The following is a 17,082-nucleotide window of genomic DNA, read 5'->3' as shown; positions in this document are numbered from 1 at the left end:
TCTTTTAATGCTCACCTGGAAAAAGCTGAATGTCAAACTGATTTTGCTTCAGAAGAGGGCGGCGACAAATCTCTCAGCCTCGAAGGGTTGCAGGTCCTCGAGAGCCTCACCCAGCCCTATAAATCGGATAGGCAGCTTGAGCTCCTGACAGATGCCAATGACAATGCCTCCCTTGGCGGTGCCGTCCAGTTTTGTCAGGGCCAGGCCCGTTACTCCCAGTTCCTGGTGGAACAGGCGAGCTTGAGAAAGAGCATTTTGTCCGGTGGTGGCATCTAGAATGAGCAGCACCTCATGAGGGGCTGCAGCCATCTGTTTGGCGATGACTCTCTTGACTTTCTTCAACTCCTCCATGAGATTGACTTTGGTGTGCAGCCTGCCTGCAGTATCTATGAGCACCACATCAGTACCCCTGGCCTGCGCTGCAGTGAGGGCATCGAATACGACTGCGCCTGGATCGGCGCCGCTGTGCTGCTTGACAAGATCCACCGCCAGACGGTCGGCCCATTGTTCCAATTGTTCCACAGCAGCGGCGCGAAAGGTGTCTGCAGCCACCAGCATCACCTTCATGCCGCGGCTCTTGTAATAGTGGCCGAGTTTTGCCAGAGTCGTGGTCTTGCCAACCCCATTGACACCTATAGCCATGAGCACGAAGGGTTTGTATTGGCCCACATCCAGTTCTGCTGCCTCCACTTGCAGGAGATGGCATATTTCGTCCTTGAGGTGAGCCAGTAATCTATCCGGATCGGTCAATTCACGTCGATGAACTTTCGCTTCGATTGCTTCGATGAGCTTGCGGGTGGTGCTGACGCCCATGTCGGCAGTGATGAGCACTTCTTCCAGTTCTTCCAGTATTTCCTCGTCGATCTCCTTTTTGCCCAGAATGAGGCGGTCCAGGCCGCCCAGCAATTTTTGCCGCGTTTTTCGTAATCTCTGGCGCATGTGCTGGAAAAGTTTCGGTCCTTCCCTGGCAGTATCCTGATCGTCTGGGCAAGGCGCCGTAGCCTCCGGGGCAACTTTCTCCACAGGCACACGATTGCCAGTCTCTTCCTGCTCCTCTTGGTGGGCAGGCTGCTTAGGTGTGCGTCTGAACCAGCGTACCATGATTTTCTGAAATCCCCTTGAAATTGACTGAAATGATCTTTGAAATGCCGGGTTCTTCCATGGTAACCCCCAGGAGGACATCGCAGATCTCCATGGTCCGCTTGTTGTGAGTTACCATGATGATCTGAGAGTCGCGGCTTATTCTGGTTACCAGCTGATTGAATCGATCAATATTGGCCTCGTCGAGTGGTGCGTCTACTTCGTCCATAATGCAGAAAGGACTCGGCCTTATCATATAAAGAGAAAAGAGCAGGGCGACCGCAGCCAGGGCTTTTTCGCCTCCAGAAAGGAGGCTCATGGTGGTGAGCCGTTTGCCCGGAGGATGAACCAGGATTTCCACCCCTGATTCGAGAGGATCCTGCTCATCAAGGAGTTGCAGTCTGCCGGTGCCGCCATTGAAAAGCAGGGGAAAGACTTCTGCCAGCTTGCTGTTTACGGCCTCGATAGTTCCCAGAAAGCGGTTCCTGGTGGTTCTGTTGATTCGAGAGATGGCCTTTTTCAAGGCTTGCAGGGACTGCTGCAGATCATCCCTTTGGCTGCTGAGAAAATCGAGCCTCTTTTTCTGCTCCTCATATTCCTGGATGGCTGTCAAGTTTACTTCGCCAATCCGGGCGACGCGGTTGCGGAGCCGGATTATTTTGCTGGCTATTTTGTCTATGTCCAGCGGCGCTGAAATATTGGCGCTGGTTTCTTTGCTCAGGTCGATGCGATAGCGCTCCTGTATTTCGTGCAGTAGATATTGCACTTTGAGATTCAGCTCAGTGATCTGCTGCCGGAGTTCCTGCAGCTCTTTCTGCTGGTTTCTTTCTTGCGCAAGCAGTTCACGCTTTTGCTGCTCCAATTCAAGTGAGCGAGATTCCGCCTGCTGCCAGTAGTGCTCCTCTTGCTGCAGCAGAGCTTTTTGTTCAAGGTATTTTTCATGGGCAAGTTTGAGTCGCTGTTCCGTGTCTACTTTTTGCTGAGCCAGGCTTGCCAACTGGCGTTTGCACGAGTCCAGCTCCTGCTGCAGTTGGCTGCTTCTCATCTCGGTTTCCGCATAATATTCCTGGAGACGCAGGTGGCTGGTGCGGGCTGCTTCTCTCTTTTCAACCAGCTTTCCGAGAGCAACTTGCTGGCAGGTAACCTTCTCTCTCAGCGACTCAACCGTCTGTTCAAGCTGGCGCCGCTCCTGGAGCGACTGGCTGATCTGCTGCTCCACCTCCTTCTGGCGTTGCTCCATCTCTGCAGCCGTTTCCTGCAGCTCGAGGAGTTTTTCCTGCAGGCGACTCCTCTCCTCCGCATCATGCTCCTGCTCCACCTGGACCATGGTGAAGTACTCTTCGATTTTTTCCAGATCCGCCACCACCCGGTAGAGGTCATTCTCCTGGTGAAGCAGACGTTCCTCGAGGTGTTTGCGCTCGCTCTCTGCTTCTTGCCTCGCCCTCCTCGTTTGCAGCATTCTCTCTTCTAATGCGGCAAGCTCGCTGCGGCTCTTCTCTAGCAGTCGGCCAGTTTCTTCTACCTGTCGCTGCAAGTTCCTGACTTCATCCTGTTTCAATAGAATGCTGAGCTGGCGGTCTTCGCTGCCGCCGGCCAGGGTACCGTCCCGGTCCAACAGATCACCGTCAGCGGTAACCAGGGTGCAGGTGTGCGGATTGGCCTGCCACCATTGCAGAGCATTTTCCAGGTCAGGACAAAACAGTACTCGGCCCAGCAAATGGTGCACAATGTCCTCATACCCGGGTCGAGGTCTCACCAGCTCTACCAGGGGAACGGGATCTTCGCTGCTGGTCACTGGCGGAGGCACCGTATCAGTGACAAAGGAAGATGGCAGGAAATGGCCTCGACCTACAGCCTTATCTTTGAGCAGGTCCATGGCGCGACAGGCATCCCCAGGGGATGCTACCACCATGGCCTGCAGGCGATCGCCGAGTACTGCCTCAACCGCCTGCCGGTGCTGGCTGTCTACCTCAATCATTTCCGCTACTATCCCCTGGAGATCGCAGTCTATCTCATTTTTTTCTTTTGCCTGCAGAATGGTCTTGACCGCATCGCTAAACCAGCCATGTGTTCGCTGCATCTCTGTGAGGACTGCCAATCTTGACTGATGGCGGTGGAAGGTGCTTTCGAGCGCCCGGAGATCAGCACCCTTGGCAGTGCGCTCCTTTTCGAGATCAGCAGCCTGTTGTTGCAGCAGTTGAACTTTTTCTGTCACCTCTGTGATCTTTTCACGACTGGCAGCAACCCTGGCCTCCAACTGTTCTTTTTCCGAATGCAGCCGGGCGATATCTTGCTGAGAATCCTCCAGTTCGTCCTTTCTGCGGTGCTGTTTATGGTGGAGCTCTTGAAGATGTCTCTCTACAGCGGCTCTGTCATTGCGAGTTCCAGCAAGCTCACTCAAGAGATTGATCAATTCGTTCTTGCTGGCATCGATTGCTTGCTCCAATTGACTCAACTGACTCTTTCGCAGGCTCAGTTCCTCGTGCAGCTGGCTGCTGAGTTGTTCAGCTCGCAGGCACTCGCTGGCAAGCTCTTCTTGTTCTGCAGCAAGACGATCTCTTTCAGTGCTGCGTTGCTGCAAGCGTTCATGCAGCTCCTCTATTTCACGGCCGAGGTGTTGCTGGCGTTGCTGCAGTTCCCCTGAGCGCTCACGGATGTGTTGTAGCTGATTTTCGTCTTTGCTTATGGAGCTTTTCAGGCGAAAGAGTTCGTCCCGTTTCTGGCGCAGAAGCTCTTCCTGTTGTTGTACCTTCAAGGAGTGCTCAGTGAGTTCAGCCTCCACTTTGCTCAGCTGGGCAGCCCTGGCGAATTCTGAGTCCTCCAGGATCTGCTGTTGCTTTTTCAGGCCATCTAGCTGCTGCAGCCAGGCTGAGTAATGATGGCTGGCTCGCCTGATTTCCAACCGCTTTATTTCCTGCTTGAGGGTGCGATAGCGATTCGCCCGCTGAGCCTGGCGTTTCAAGCTGGATAACTGTCTCGAAACTTCAGCAATGATGTCTCCCAGGCGAAGCAGATTCTGACTGGTCAGGTCGATCTTGCGGAGTGCTGCTTTTTTCTTCAGTTTGAAGGCAGTAATACCTGCGGCCTCTTCAATGAGTGTTCGGATGTCTTCCGGCCTAGACTCGACAATATTGCCGATGCGTCCCTGTTCGATGATGGCGTAGTGCCGATGTCCTATGCCTGCTTCCAGGAAAAGCCTGGTTATATCCATGCGCCTGCAGGGAATCTTGTTGATGAGGTACTCGCTGTCGCCCGAGCGAAAGAGCCGGCGGGTTACCATGATTTCGCTGCAGTCCTGGTAGGGCGGCGGGGCTTTTCCTTGCTCATTATTGATGACCAGCGAAACCTCGGTGAAGTTGAGCATGGGGCGGCCATTGGTGCCGCTGAAGATGATCTGCTCCATGACTTTGCCGCGCAGCTGCTTGGCGCTCTGCTCCCCCAGGACCCAGCGAATTGCATCTACAATATTGCTCTTGCCGCAGCCGTTCGGGCCTACCACGGCGCAGATGCCCGTGGGGAAGGAGATGACGGTCTTGTCTACAAAGGACTTGAAGCCGTAAAGTTCGAGCTGTTTGATGTGCATCTGGTTCCGGCGAGAACCCCAAATGTTTCTGGGGGGAGTTCACTCAACCCAGGTTATATTCTGGGTCGGCATGTGTGAGCGAGGATTTTCAGAATTTCCACAAACAGTGCCAGACAGCCGTCAAACCACAATCCTGGAAAAGTCAGCAAGTTCCCTGTAAAGACCGGCAATGCGGGTAAGGAGTGCCAGGCGGTTTCTTCTAAGCTTTTCATCCTTGTCCAACACCATCACATCATCAAAAAAGCGATCTATGGGTGGTTTCAGTTCTGCCAGCTTTGCCAGAGCAGCATCGTAGTCCTGGGCAGCAATGTGGTCGGCGAACTCTTTTTCGGCTTTCTCGAGGTGCTCTACGAGTTCCTTTTCAGCCTGGCTCACCAGCAGTTCCGGCTCAACTTCTGCTTGGACTTCTTCCTTGAGGATGTTAACCACCCTCTTGGCTGTGGCCACCAGGGGTTCGAATTCGGTGCGTGCCTTGAAGGAGGTCAGGGTGCGTATCTTGGCTGCTGTGTTCACAAAAGGATCGAGATGATAGGCCAGCACCGCTTCCACCACGTCTGTAGAGAATCCCTGGCCAATGAGAAAATTCTGAAATCTCACCTTGAAAAACTCCATGACGCCCTGGCGCGTTTCCTCAGCAGGTTCAGTAATCTTGCTTTCCAGACCCATAAGAGCTTGCTCAATGAGGTCTGCAAGTTTGAGTGGCAGATTCTTGTCCAGTATTATGCGGATGATGCCAAGCGCCTGCCGGCGAAGAGCAAAAGGGTCAGCAGTACCTGATGGAATCTGGCCAATGCCGAAACAGCCAACTATAGTGTCCAATTTGTCGGCAATGCTGATCAGTGCTCCAGGCAGCCCCTGCGGCAGTTCGCCGCCGGCATGTGTGGGCAGGTAGTGTTCGTAAATGGCCTGAGCCACGGCCTCGTTTTCTCCACTCAAACGGGCGTAGGCCCGGCCCATCACACCCTGGAGTTCAGGAAATTCGCCCACTGTGCCTGTAACCAGATCTGCCTTGCAGAGGAATGCTGCTCTGCTTATTATATCTTTTTCTTCTGCTGCCACCTGCTCCGCCATGTACTCGGCCAGAGATTTGAACCTTGCCATTTTTTCGTACGAGGTGCCGAGCTGAGAATGAAACACCACTTCCTTGAGTTCCTCGACCCTGTCTTCCAGGGGCACCTTCTGATCTTCCAGATAATAAAAACGCGCATCTTCCAGACGAGCCCGCAGCACCCGTTCATTGCCTCGAGCAACCACCTCGGGATCTCTGGTAAGGGTGTTGTTCACTGTGACGAAGTGGGGCATGAGTTCACCACGGTCGTCAACCACGGCAAAGTAGCGCTGGTGAGAGCGCATGGCAGTAATGAGCACTTCCCTGGGAAGTTCCAGGTAATGTTGATCGAAGCTGCCGATAACCGCAGTGGGGTACTCCACCAGCTGGGTTACTTCGTCCAGCAGAACCTCATCCTCGAGGATCTTGCCGCCCTTGCTCTCGGCACACGCAGATATGGCATGGCGGATCCTCTCTTTCCTGTCGGCAATATCCACAATAACGAAGCGCTCCTGGAGCATGGCGGGGTAGGCGTCAATATCGTCCACCTCGAAGGATTCAGGGCTCATGAATCGATGGCCGTACGAAGTCGAGCCGCTGGCAACGTTGCCAAAGGTAAATGGCACTACCTCTTTTCCCAGAAGAGCGACAATCCAGTGGACAGGACGAGCAAAGTGAACTTTCAAGGTGCCCCAGCGCATCGACTTGGGAAAGGGAATGTGCTGGATGCAATCGGGCAGCACCTGGCTCAATAATTCCCTGGTGGCCATTCCAGGCTGGTGCCGGCGTACCATCAGATACTCACCGCGGTCGGTCTTTTTAACCTGCAGCTCGTCCAGGCTTACTCCCTGTGCTTTGGCAAATCCCAGGGCTGCTTTGGTGGGCTTGCCCTCATCGTCATAAGCTACCTGTTTGGGTGGTCCGGTAATCTCTACAGTTTGCGACTCCTGCTTGTCCGCCACTGCAGAGATTCGCCAGACGAGGCGCCTGGGTGTGGCCATTGTCTGGATGGTTCCATGGGCAATGCGTCGATCATCCAGAATCTTGCGCAGCATGGCTGCCATTGCCTCAAGAGCAGGCTCGATGTAACTCGCAGGGATCTCCTCTGTGCCAATCTCCAACAAGAAGTCGCTTGCCATAAAATCTCCCATCTATTTGGCTAATGCTAGAGTGCCACCAGCAGACTCACTAGCGGTTCAACAGGGGATAGCCCATCTCCTCCCTCTGCTCCAGATAGCGTTGCGCTGCCAATCTGGCAAGGTTTCGGACGCGGGCGATGTAGTTTGTTCTTTCGGCCACGCTGATGGCGCCGCGGGCGTCCAACAGATTGAAGGTGTGCGAGCACTTCAAACAGTAATCATAGGTTGGCAGCACCAGTTTGCGTTCAGCCATGCGGATAGCCTCAGCTTCGTACATCTCGAAGAGCTTGAAGAGCATGTCCACATCCGCTTCCTCAAAATTATAATAGGAGAACTCCACTTCCCAGCGGTGATGCACGTCGCCGTAGGTCACCTTGTCGTTCCAGGCAAGATCGAATACATTGTCCACCCCCTGGAGGTACATGGCAATCCGTTCGAGACCGTAGGTGAGTTCGCCGGAAATGGGATCGAGGGTAACACCTCCAGCAGTCTGGAAATAGGTGAACTGGGTGATTTCCATACCATCCAGCCACACTTCCCAGCCGAGCCCTGAAGCGCCCAGGGTCGGCGATTCCCAGTCGTCCTCCACGAAACGAATATCGTGTTCCAGAGGATCGATGCCGAAACTCTTGAGGCTTTCCAGATAGAGCTCCTGGATATCCATGGGCGAGGGCTTCAATATTACCTGATACTGGTAGTAATGTTGCAGGCGATTGGGGTTTTCGCCATAGCGCCCATCAGTGGGTCGCCTCGACGGTTCCACGTAGGCCACGTTCCAAGGTTCAGGACCGAGACATCTGAGAAGGGTGGCAGGGTTGAAGGTCCCGGCTCCCACCTCGATATCATATGGCTGCTGGATAACGCAGCCATAATCGGCCCAGTATTTTTCAATGGCAAGTACGAGTTCTTGAAATGTCATGAAAAGCTCCTTGGGCTGGCGAAGTAAATACCTGAGTTAAATCGCTAAACTACCGTGTGATCACAGCATTGTCAAGCCAAATCTATCTCCAGAATAGCGCCTTGCTGCCCGCCTCACAATAGAGTTGCAAGATGGCACAGGCAATTCTATAATACATTTATTGCTGTCGCGCTTGCTGCCAGAAGGAAAGTTGGCTTGACTACTCAGATATTCTTTCTGCCCTGCTCCGTTCCCACCTCCCATGGCAATAGCCGCCTCTGATTCCTCCTGTCAGTTGCCAACCGCTGAAGCTGATTCTTTCAGACACCTTTGCCTGCTGAGAGCAGACGTTTTCTTGTTTGCCACTGCAAGAGCAGGCAGTGAGTGAGGCAATTGCCTGCTGTTCTTTGAGCGGCAGAGCAGCTGGGAAAAATGCTTTATCAAGACTTTTTCTCAGGCAAGGAGGCATCACAATGGAAGTTGTTCTAACAGGAGTTGCCCAGATATCTATGCAGGCCGTGCGTCTTCAAGGAGCACTGCTGCTGGTTGCTGTCACTGCCGCACTCCTTTTCAGACTACGATTTCCTTTGCCCAGAAAGCATGAGTGAGCAGAGGCAGCTAGTTGGCTGGCACATGTCAGCGGCTGACGCTCGGATGAGAACCTGGCGTAAAATCCGAGGCTGAACTGCGGCTCATTTTATTGGCTGGCAGAAGTGGTCAGTTTTTTCGCCAGGGATGCGGCTGCCCGCTGCTCTCTCGGTATGCTCACTACAAAAGTGGCTCCTTTTCCCAAGGTGCTTGTCACCGTTATGTTTCCCCCAAGGTCCCGCAGGATCTTTTTACAGGCGGCCAGACCAAGTCCGGTTCCCTTCGCTTTGGTGGTAAAAAAAGGTGTAAAAATTTTGCCAACATGCTCAGGCCGTATTCCCTGACCCTGGTCCTCGATTTCCACGCGACAATGACTGCCGCCCCGATGAGAGCGAATCCAGATGGTTTGCCCGGGCTCTGACACTTCGAGGGCGTTCTTGATAAGGGTGTCGAGCACCCAACCGATGCGGTTGGCATCCACCATGGAAGGACAGCCGCTGTCGTCCAGTACACTCTCCAGACGCACGTCGGCCTCGCGGGCAGCATCCAGATGCTGCTCCAGCCGTTGGCGGATTATTTCATTGAGATCATGTGAGATGGTCTCGATTCTTTCCTGCGGTGCAAAAGAGGAAAGTGTGGTCACCATTCGTTCCAGTCGAGCCATTTCCTGATAGAAATCGCGGTCAACTTCAGTGCATTGCAGTCCCTCGGGTTCTTTGAACATCTTGTTGAGAGCTCCGAGAACGTCTTTCATCTCGTATCCCACAGCAACTGCTGCTCGACCCAGCACCGCCAGGTTTTCCGCCTGTAGAATCTCCTCCTGCTGCCGTTTCTGCCGATCGGACAGCCATCCCAGTACCACTGCCACCAGGATAAAGACTATCACCTGACTGGCCACGGTTACAAAGTAGCCGTGAGGATCACTGTATATGAATATATGGGGGGCATAGATGAGACTGACTACCACAGCCGTCAGCACACCAGGTCTGAGGCCGAACCAGAAGCTCGCCAACAGAATAGGAATGAAGTAGAGCTCCCGATGCAGGATGTGGAGGCCAAGATTGCCGTGAAGCGCACCATAGTGCAAAATGCTGATTACAGCGACCAGAGCAGCAATGACAGCTACTTTCATCTGTTTTCTTGCTTTGAACATTAATCTATCTCCTGTTGCTTTTTGCGAACTGCCATTTGTCTTGCTCCTGAAGCACTATTTTGGCAGCTTCCACCCCTTCCAAAGTCCATAGATGACGGGAACCACGATCAGGGTGAGGAGAGTGGCACTCACCAACCCCCCTACCATTGGGGCGGCTATGCGTTTCATTACCTGAGAACCGGTGCCGTGGCCCCAGAGGATGGGCATAAGGCCGGCTGTAGTAGTGATCACGGTCATCATTATGGGGCGCACTCGCAGGGTTGAGCCATCAATGATAGCCTCATGGAGATGCCGGCGGTTGAATTTTTCGCCATAGGTGTCCCTGCACTTTTCATAGGAGACATCCAGATATACCAGCATTATCACTCCCGTCTCGGCGGCAACGCCGGCAAGGGCAATGAATCCTACGCCGACGGCAACGCTCATGTTGTAGCCCAACAGATACATGAGCCACAGACCACCGGTGAGAGCAAAAGGCACACTGAGCATGACGATGAGGCTTTCAGTTATATTCTTGAAGTTGAAATAAAGAAGCAGAAAAATGATGATGAGGGTCACCGGCACCACAACCATCAGCCGCTTTTGTGCCCGTACCATGTATTCATACTGACCGCTCCAAACAAGGCTGTAGCCGGCAGGCAACTTGACCTTTTCTTTTACTGCCTGCTGGGCCATCTTCACGTAGGTGCCCACGTCGATTCCGGTAAGATCCACATAGATCCAGGCACTGTTGCGGGCGTTCTCGCTTTTTATCGAAGGCGGTCCCTTGACGATTCGTATGTCTGCCACCTGGGTAATAGGTACCTGGGCGCCTGTGGCTGTGGGAATCAAAATTCTTCGGAGTTTTTCCGGCGTATCTCGCAACTCTGAGCCATAGCGAAGGTTCACTGGATAACGCTCCAGACCTTCCACGGTCTGGGTTACATTCATGCCGCCAATGGCGGTCATGATAATGTCCTGAACATCTCCCACGGTAAGACCATAGCGCGCTGCTTCTGCACGTTTAATACGATAGTCCAGAAAGTTGCCTCCGGTGACCCGCTCTGAATAGACGCTCAAGGTATTGGGCACTTCTCTGATCACGGCCTCCACCTTTTCGCCCAGGTCACTCAATACCTGCAGATCTTCGCCCATGAGCTTGATGCCCACCGGTGTCTTGATCCCTGTAGAGAGCATGTCCACCCTTGTTTTAATGGGCATGGTCCAGGCATTGGTGAGTCCGGGGAACTGGATAGCGCTGTCCATCTCCTGCACCAGCTTTTTGATGGTCATGCCGGGCCGCCATTCGGACTCCGGCTTGAGCATGATGGTGGTCTCCATCATGGAAAGGGGGGCGGGATCCGTGGCAGTTTCGGCCCGGCCGATCTTGCCGAAGACGTGATGCACTTCCGGGAAGGAGGCGATAATGCGATCTGTCTGCTGCAATAGCTCCTTGGCCTTGGTAACGGAGATGCCGGGCAGAGTGGTGGGCATGTAGAGCAGATCGCCTTCATTCAGGGGCGGCATGAACTCCGAACCGATTCTTTTCCAGGGAATGTAGGTCACTGCCAAAACCACTACAGCCAGCAAGACCACCAGCACCTTGGCTTTCAATGCCAACTTGATGACAGGGCTGTAGATCCACATTAAAAAGCGATTTACCGGGTTCTTGTGCTCTGGTCGGATCTTGCCTCGCACCAGGTAGCCCATGAGCACAGGTACAATGGTGACTGCCAGGAAAGCGGCACCTGCCATGGCGTAGGTCTTGGTGAAGGCCAGGGGCGTAAAAAGGCGTCCTTCCTGGGCTTGCAGGGTGAAGACCGGAAGGAAGCTGATGGCGATTATAAGCAGTGAGAAAAACAGGGCCGGTCCCACCTCCTTGGAAGCGTTGAGAATGAGCTCCCAGTGGGGCTTTTTCCCCCCTTCATGCTCGATGTGTTTGTGGGCATTTTCGATCATGACGATGGCCGCGTCCACCATGGCTCCCACGGCGATGGCAATGCCTCCCAGACTCATAATGTTGGCATTGATCCCCTGTCTCTGCATGATAATGAAGCTAATGAGAACCGCTACTGGCAGGGTGAAGATAATTACAAAAGCACTGCGGAGGTGGAGCAGAAAAATGATGCAGACCAGCGCCACCACTGCGCTCTCTTCGATCAGAGTCTTCTTGAGATTACTGACAGCGCGCAGGATCAGAGCCGAGCGGTCGTAAACGGTCTTGATCTGCACCCCTTCCGGAAGACCCGCTTTGAGTTGTTCGAGCCTATTCTTGACGTTCTTGATGACCTCGAGAGCATTTTCACCGTAGCGCATCACTATTATGCCGCCTACGACTTCCCCGGTGCCGTTATAGTCGGCAATGCCGCGCCTGAGCTCGGGCCCGATCTTGATGACAGCCACGTTGCGGATCATAATAGGAGTGCCGCGCTTGTCTATGCCCAGGGGTATGTTCTTGATGTCATCTACGCTTTTTATGTAACCCAGACCCCTGACCATGAACTCGGTTTCACCCATCTCTATCAATTTGCCGCCCACGTCATTGTTGCTGCGTTGGATCGCCATTCTGACCTTCTGCAGAGGAATATTGAAGGCTAGCAGCTTGTTGGGGTCGACGATCACCTGATACTGTTTGACGTAGCCTCCTATAGAGGCCACCTCGGCCACTCCCGACACACTGGCAAGCTCGTAACGTAGAAACCAGTCCTGGATGGAACGCAGTTGAGAGAGGTCGTGACGGTCACTTTCCAGGATGTACTCGTATACCCAGCCCACACCAGTGGCGTCCGGACCGAGCGTGGGTGTTATACCCTGAGGCAGACGACCGGATACATAATTCAGATATTCCAGGACCCGACTCCTGGCCCAGTACATATCAGTGCCATCCTCGAAGATGATATAGACAAAGGAGTAGCCGAAGAAAGAGTAGCCCCGCACCACTTTGGCGAAGGGCACCGCCAACATGGCAGTGGTAAGAGGATAGGTGACCTGGTCCTCCACCACCTGGGGCGCCTGGCCCGGGAATTCAGTAAAAATGATTACCTGGACATCAGAAAGATCTGGAATAGCGTCCAGGGGTGTCTGAAGCACAGCATAAATTCCTGCAGCTATTATAAACAGCGTCATCAGAATCATCAGGAACTTGTTCTTGATTGAATATTCTATGATTTTTTCGATCATTTCAGCTAGCTCCAGTCAGCTCACAGCTCGTCAGAATAGACTCTGAGGTTGCTCTAGCAGGTAGCTTCCTTTATGGGAAAAGGCAACAACCTCCTCTATGGTCTCTGCCACGCTCCAATACCCTATTGCTTGACTGAGACCGGCGGTTTGGACCCCTTGTCCATGTTCATTCCAGTCATATCCTTTTTGTCCTTGATCTGCTCGTCTGCGGCAGGTGCAGGAGATGCGGCCACTACCGAGCCTCTTTTCCTTACCTCTAACATCTTCTGGATGGCCTCGCGAAGTCTGCTCTCGGAGTCGAGCATGAACTGGGCCGAGATCACGATTATTTCACCCTCTTTCAGCCCAGCCAGCACCTGAAATTCGTTGTCATTGCCTTCCACGCCCAGTTTCACCTCTCGGGGTTGAAATTTCCCTTTGCCCAGGGAGACAAAGACCACCTTGCGCACACCACTGTCGATTACTGCCTCCTGCGGGATCACCAGGGTGTCGCCGGCAAGGGTAGACTTCAGATAGACGTTGGCATACATGTCTGGTTTCAGCTGATAATCTGGATTGACAAATTGCAATCTTATTCTAGCTGTTCTGGTTTTGGCCTGCAGGTATGGGTAAATGTAGAGCACCTTGCCGTGATAACGCTTGCCAGGGATGTAGGGCAGCTCCATTTCTGCTGACATGCCCTGGCGCACCCAGGGCAGTTCATACTCGTAAATATCCACATCCACCCAGACTCGGGAAAGATCGGCAATCTCGTACTGATGCTCGCCAGCCTTGACGTAGTGGCCTTCGAAGGCGGTTTTCTTGATGACTACACCTGTTGCCGGGGAGTAAATGGTCAGGGTTTTTCTGGTCCTGCCAGTGCGTTCTATCTGCTTGATCTGACCTTCAGTGAGATCCCAGTAACGCAGCCGTGTGCGGGAAGCCTCCAGCAACCTCTGAGCTCCTTCTCGGATGCTGGGATAGGGACTGGTGGAGAGGCTGGTATACTGCTGCAAGGCCAGCAAATATTCTTCCTGAGCGCTCAGCAGCTCCGGGCTGTAAATGTCGAAAAGGGGCTGCCCCTTTGTCACTTTTTCGCCAACAAAATTGACATAGAGCTTTTCGATCCAGCCGTTGAACTTGATGTTCACCGCATAGATCTTGGTCTCATCATATGTGATGTTGCCAAAGGTGCGGATGTATTTCACCAGCGGCTTGCGCTCAACCCGAGCAAAACGGACTCCCATGTTCTGTATGGTCACCGGGTCGATACGAATGGTGGAGGTCGGTTCTTTCTCTTCGCCCTCTTCCTCGTAAACTGGCACCAGGTCCATACCCATAGGTGATTTGCCGGGTTCGTCTCTAACATAAGTTGGGTCCATGGGCGACACCCAGTACTTGATCTTTTTGCCGGTCTTGGGATCAATCATGCCAGCCTTGAGGCCTTCTTTGGCGGCAGCTGCCTGCGATAGTTCTACCTTCAAGTTGTGGGTCGCGGGGGTCGGTCTGAAGCTCAGGCTGAGCATGGCGCTGAGAAGAGCAGCGGAGCTCAGCAGTATTAAGGTTCCTTTGCGAAAACGTTTCATATTCTTTTTACCTCTTACTTCATAATGTCTTTAGAAAGTGTGAATGAATTTGCTGTTTGATAAATTATCATATGGAGCTTTGCCTCCCGACGATAATCGTTGCTGATCACTGGGGCAATGGTCCTCCTAGAATTTCCTCGAGTTCGGCCCGCTTCTGATAGATCGAATAGAGAAAACGGTCGGCCTGAAGCTCGAAGCGCAGCAGACGAACCTGGGCGTTGATCATGGTGTTGAATTCCACCTTGCCTACTTCGTAGGCTGCCAGGGAGGAGCGAGCCCACTGGCCAGCCTGAAGGATGAGGGCATCTGCGTAAAGCTTGTAGTTTTCCTGGGTGTCCCGGATCTCGGTGGCAATGGCATCCACGCGGTGAGGCAGCGTTTGCACCAGGTTGTGGTATGAACTCAATGCCGCATCCTTGCTCTTTATGGTTGCATTCAATTTTGGCTTCTGCCGTTTGTGCTGCCACAGAGGCACATTGACAGTGACAGAAGCGCTGACGAAATCCGGCAAACTCCTGCCAGTGCGGTCCTCGTCCCGCTGGCCGTAAGCTACTTTGAAGTCGAAGTTCGGGTAGTAGTCTTTTTTGGCAAGTTGAATGTCCACCTCTTTTTCATCTATTTCGAATTGTTTGACCCGCAGCCACGGGTTGCCCTGCAGACTCTGGACGGCCAGGCTTTTCACATCGAGGCGCAGGTTGGGGTAGTCCAACTGTGCCGGCGGCGGCACCGGGGCGAATTCCGGCCTGTTGAGGAGTTCATTCAACCGATCTTCCAGGGTACGTCTTTTTTTCTGGAGCACGATTTTTTCATCCAACAGTTTGCTGGACTCCACCTGGGCTTGCAAGACGTCTTGCTGCAGCCCCTGGCCAGAGGCGTACTTGGTTTCTGCCACCCGCAATAACTGGTTCACCAATGAGGTGAGCCGTTCATTGATATGCAGGGCCCTGTCTATAAATATGAGTTCGTAGTAGGTACTGGCTATCTGCCTGGCAAGCTCCAGTTTCCTGGCTTCCAGCACTGCCTGCTGGCGGCTGGCCCTGAGGGCCTGCTTCTGGGAGCGCAAACTGAGCTTGCCGAACCAGGGTACCTTCTGGGCTATGAAGAGTTGCTTCTGGGTCATTGGCTCCCGATCAAAACGGAAGCTGTCAACCGGCAGGTTCACAATGGCAACTCCCAGTCGGGGATCCTCCAGTGAGCCTGCGAAAGGCACCTCCTCTTTCAGGCTGGCCACTTGGGCCTCCAGGCCCTGAATATCCTGGTTCTGAGTCAAGCCTTCCTCAATCAGTTCTGAGAGTTGGTCTGGAGCCCAGATGAGCGTTTCAGCCAGAACTGGTCTGGCAGCAATGATTGCCAGCCAGAGTGTGCCACTGACAAATGCCAGCAATTTTTTTCTTGTCAACGCCATGTCTCCTCCTTTTGCTGCGTGTGATCGGACAAGTTGGCAAAGATGGTGCCATAATCATATCCTTTTGGAATTATGAAGGTTTTTCTAGAAGATCCTAGAAAAGAAGTGGTCTACTGTGCAATTTCTACGCATACCGCCGAGAAATATGCTATTCAGTGCGAAAGAAATTTGCACCTTTCTCCTGAGCATGATAAGAAAAGTCTAATAAAAATAGTAACCGTCTGAGAAAATTGCGATCTTGCCTCTGGCGGCACAACTGTTGCGAGGTAGCAATGACAAGATTTCCATTTTGTCACTTTAGGAGACCCATGCAGGTATTGCAACAGAAAAAAATGTACCTGCCGGCACTTTCTATTGTTGCTGTCGCAGTGCTCCTGCTCGTGCTCATTGGCGTATCCACCTACCGCAACCTGGACCGCCAGCAAAGGATATCCCTTGTTTTCTTGCATCGGCAGGCAGCAGCGCTGCTGCGCTTCCTGGAGGCCGGGGCCCGCGCCGGCATGATGATGCCCATGTGGAGAGAGGATGCTGTCGGCAAGCTAATTCAGGAAACTGCCAAGGATGAGGACATAGCTTACATATATCTGGAAACACCAGAAGGAATCGTCATCCATCATTCCGACCCGAGGCTTGTGGGGACGCGAGCTGACTGGCAGGTGGCACTCAGCAGCAGCGAGGTAAAAAGCAGGACCAGGAGACTGCCGGATGGCAGCAAGGTGTATGAGATTGTCAAGCAGTTCCTGCCCCTCGAAGGTGAAGGCGGCAAGAGCGTTGGCCAGTCCTTGTTGGGCCGGGACCACAGCCACGCCGGTACTGTAGTGGTAATGGGCCTGAAGATGACCGCCTACGATGAGGCCAGACGAGCTGATTTGCATCATGCCGTCATGATGGCCGCCATTCTGCTGATACTCGGTACTGCTGCCATTTTTTTTGTCTTTGTCATCCAGAACTACTACCTGGTGGACAGAACCCTGCGCGAGACCCAGGATTACACCTCCCAGGTTGTTGCCAGCATGGCCAATGGTTTGCTGGCTGTGAACCCCGAAGGCCGGGTTACTTCTTACAACAAGCTGGCCCTTGAGCTTCTTGGCCTGGAAGAGTCGAGCATCAGAACGATGGATCTCAGAGAGGTGCTCGATTTTGAGGTCAGCGGTATTCAGGATACCCTGAGGCATTGCAGCAGCGTGCTGGAAAAGGAAATGCTTCTTTCGCGACCTGGTGGGGAGCCTGTCCCTGTCTCTATAAGCGTTACTCCCATCAAGAGTGAGGAGGGCGTCTGCACCTCTGCGGTGATTATTCTCAGAGATCTTCGCCAGATCAGAGAACTCGAGGAACAGGTCCGCCGCTCTGCAAAGCTGGCAGCTACCGGCAAGCTGGCTGCAGGGATAGCGCACGAGATACGCAATCCCCTCAGTTCGGTGCGAGGTTTTGCCCATTTTCTCAAACACTCCCTTGCAGACGACC

Annotated in this window: 9 protein-coding genes; 1 reads left to right on the top strand and 8 read right to left on the bottom strand. The window is 53.3% G+C overall.

Going from position 1 to position 17,082, the window contains the following annotated elements:
* Positions 1 to 48: 48 nt before the first annotated feature.
* From ftsY to JRI89_02675, 8 genes are all read right to left on the bottom strand, one after another.
* Positions 49 to 1,182: a signal recognition particle-docking protein FtsY gene (gene ftsY / locus JRI89_02710; GenBank protein MBW2070144.1), complete on the bottom strand. Its 1,134-nt coding sequence runs from the start codon at positions 1,180 to 1,182 to the stop codon at positions 49 to 51.
* Positions 1,073 to 4,663, bottom strand: a complete 3,591-nt coding sequence (gene smc, locus JRI89_02705) for a chromosome segregation protein SMC (protein ID MBW2070143.1) — start codon at positions 4,661 to 4,663, stop codon at positions 1,073 to 1,075. The genes ftsY and smc overlap by 110 nt, the downstream gene beginning before the upstream one ends.
* Positions 4,664 to 4,783: 120 nt before the next feature.
* Positions 4,784 to 6,850, bottom strand: a complete 2,067-nt coding sequence (locus tag JRI89_02700; GenBank protein MBW2070142.1) for a glycine--tRNA ligase subunit beta — start codon at positions 6,848 to 6,850, stop codon at positions 4,784 to 4,786.
* Between the two features lie 49 nt (positions 6,851 to 6,899).
* Positions 6,900 to 7,769: a glycine--tRNA ligase subunit alpha gene (gene glyQ, locus JRI89_02695; protein ID MBW2070141.1), complete on the bottom strand. Its 870-nt coding sequence runs from the start codon at positions 7,767 to 7,769 to the stop codon at positions 6,900 to 6,902.
* 676 nt (positions 7,770 to 8,445) lie between these two features.
* Positions 8,446 to 9,489 (bottom strand): histidine kinase, encoded by a 1,044-nt coding sequence (locus tag JRI89_02690; GenBank protein ID MBW2070140.1) that lies wholly within the window; start codon positions 9,487 to 9,489, stop codon positions 8,446 to 8,448.
* 54 nt (positions 9,490 to 9,543) lie between these two features.
* The gene (locus JRI89_02685) at positions 9,544 to 12,648 is read right to left on the bottom strand and encodes an efflux RND transporter permease subunit (protein MBW2070139.1); all 3,105 of its coding nucleotides are present in this window, start codon (positions 12,646 to 12,648) and stop codon (positions 9,544 to 9,546) included.
* Positions 12,649 to 12,770: 122 nt separating this feature from the next.
* Entirely contained in the window at positions 12,771 to 14,213 is a 1,443-nt protein-coding gene (locus JRI89_02680; protein MBW2070138.1) for an efflux RND transporter periplasmic adaptor subunit, read from the bottom strand.
* A gap of 106 nt (positions 14,214 to 14,319) precedes the next feature.
* The gene (locus JRI89_02675) at positions 14,320 to 15,618 is read right to left on the bottom strand and encodes a TolC family protein (protein ID MBW2070137.1); all 1,299 of its coding nucleotides are present in this window, start codon (positions 15,616 to 15,618) and stop codon (positions 14,320 to 14,322) included.
* Positions 15,619 to 16,859: 1,241 nt separating this feature from the next.
* Between JRI89_02675 and JRI89_02670 the strand changes: the two genes are divergently transcribed.
* Positions 16,860 to 17,082: histidine kinase (locus JRI89_02670; protein ID MBW2070136.1), on the top strand; the 223-nt coding region annotated here is incomplete at its 3' end.

This window comes from Deltaproteobacteria bacterium (genome assembly GCA_019309045.1).
Lineage (GTDB): Bacteria > Desulfobacterota > Syntrophobacteria > BM002 > BM002 > JAFDGZ01.
Note: the sequence above shows the minus strand (reverse complement) of the source record. Positions and strands in the feature narration are given on the sequence as shown.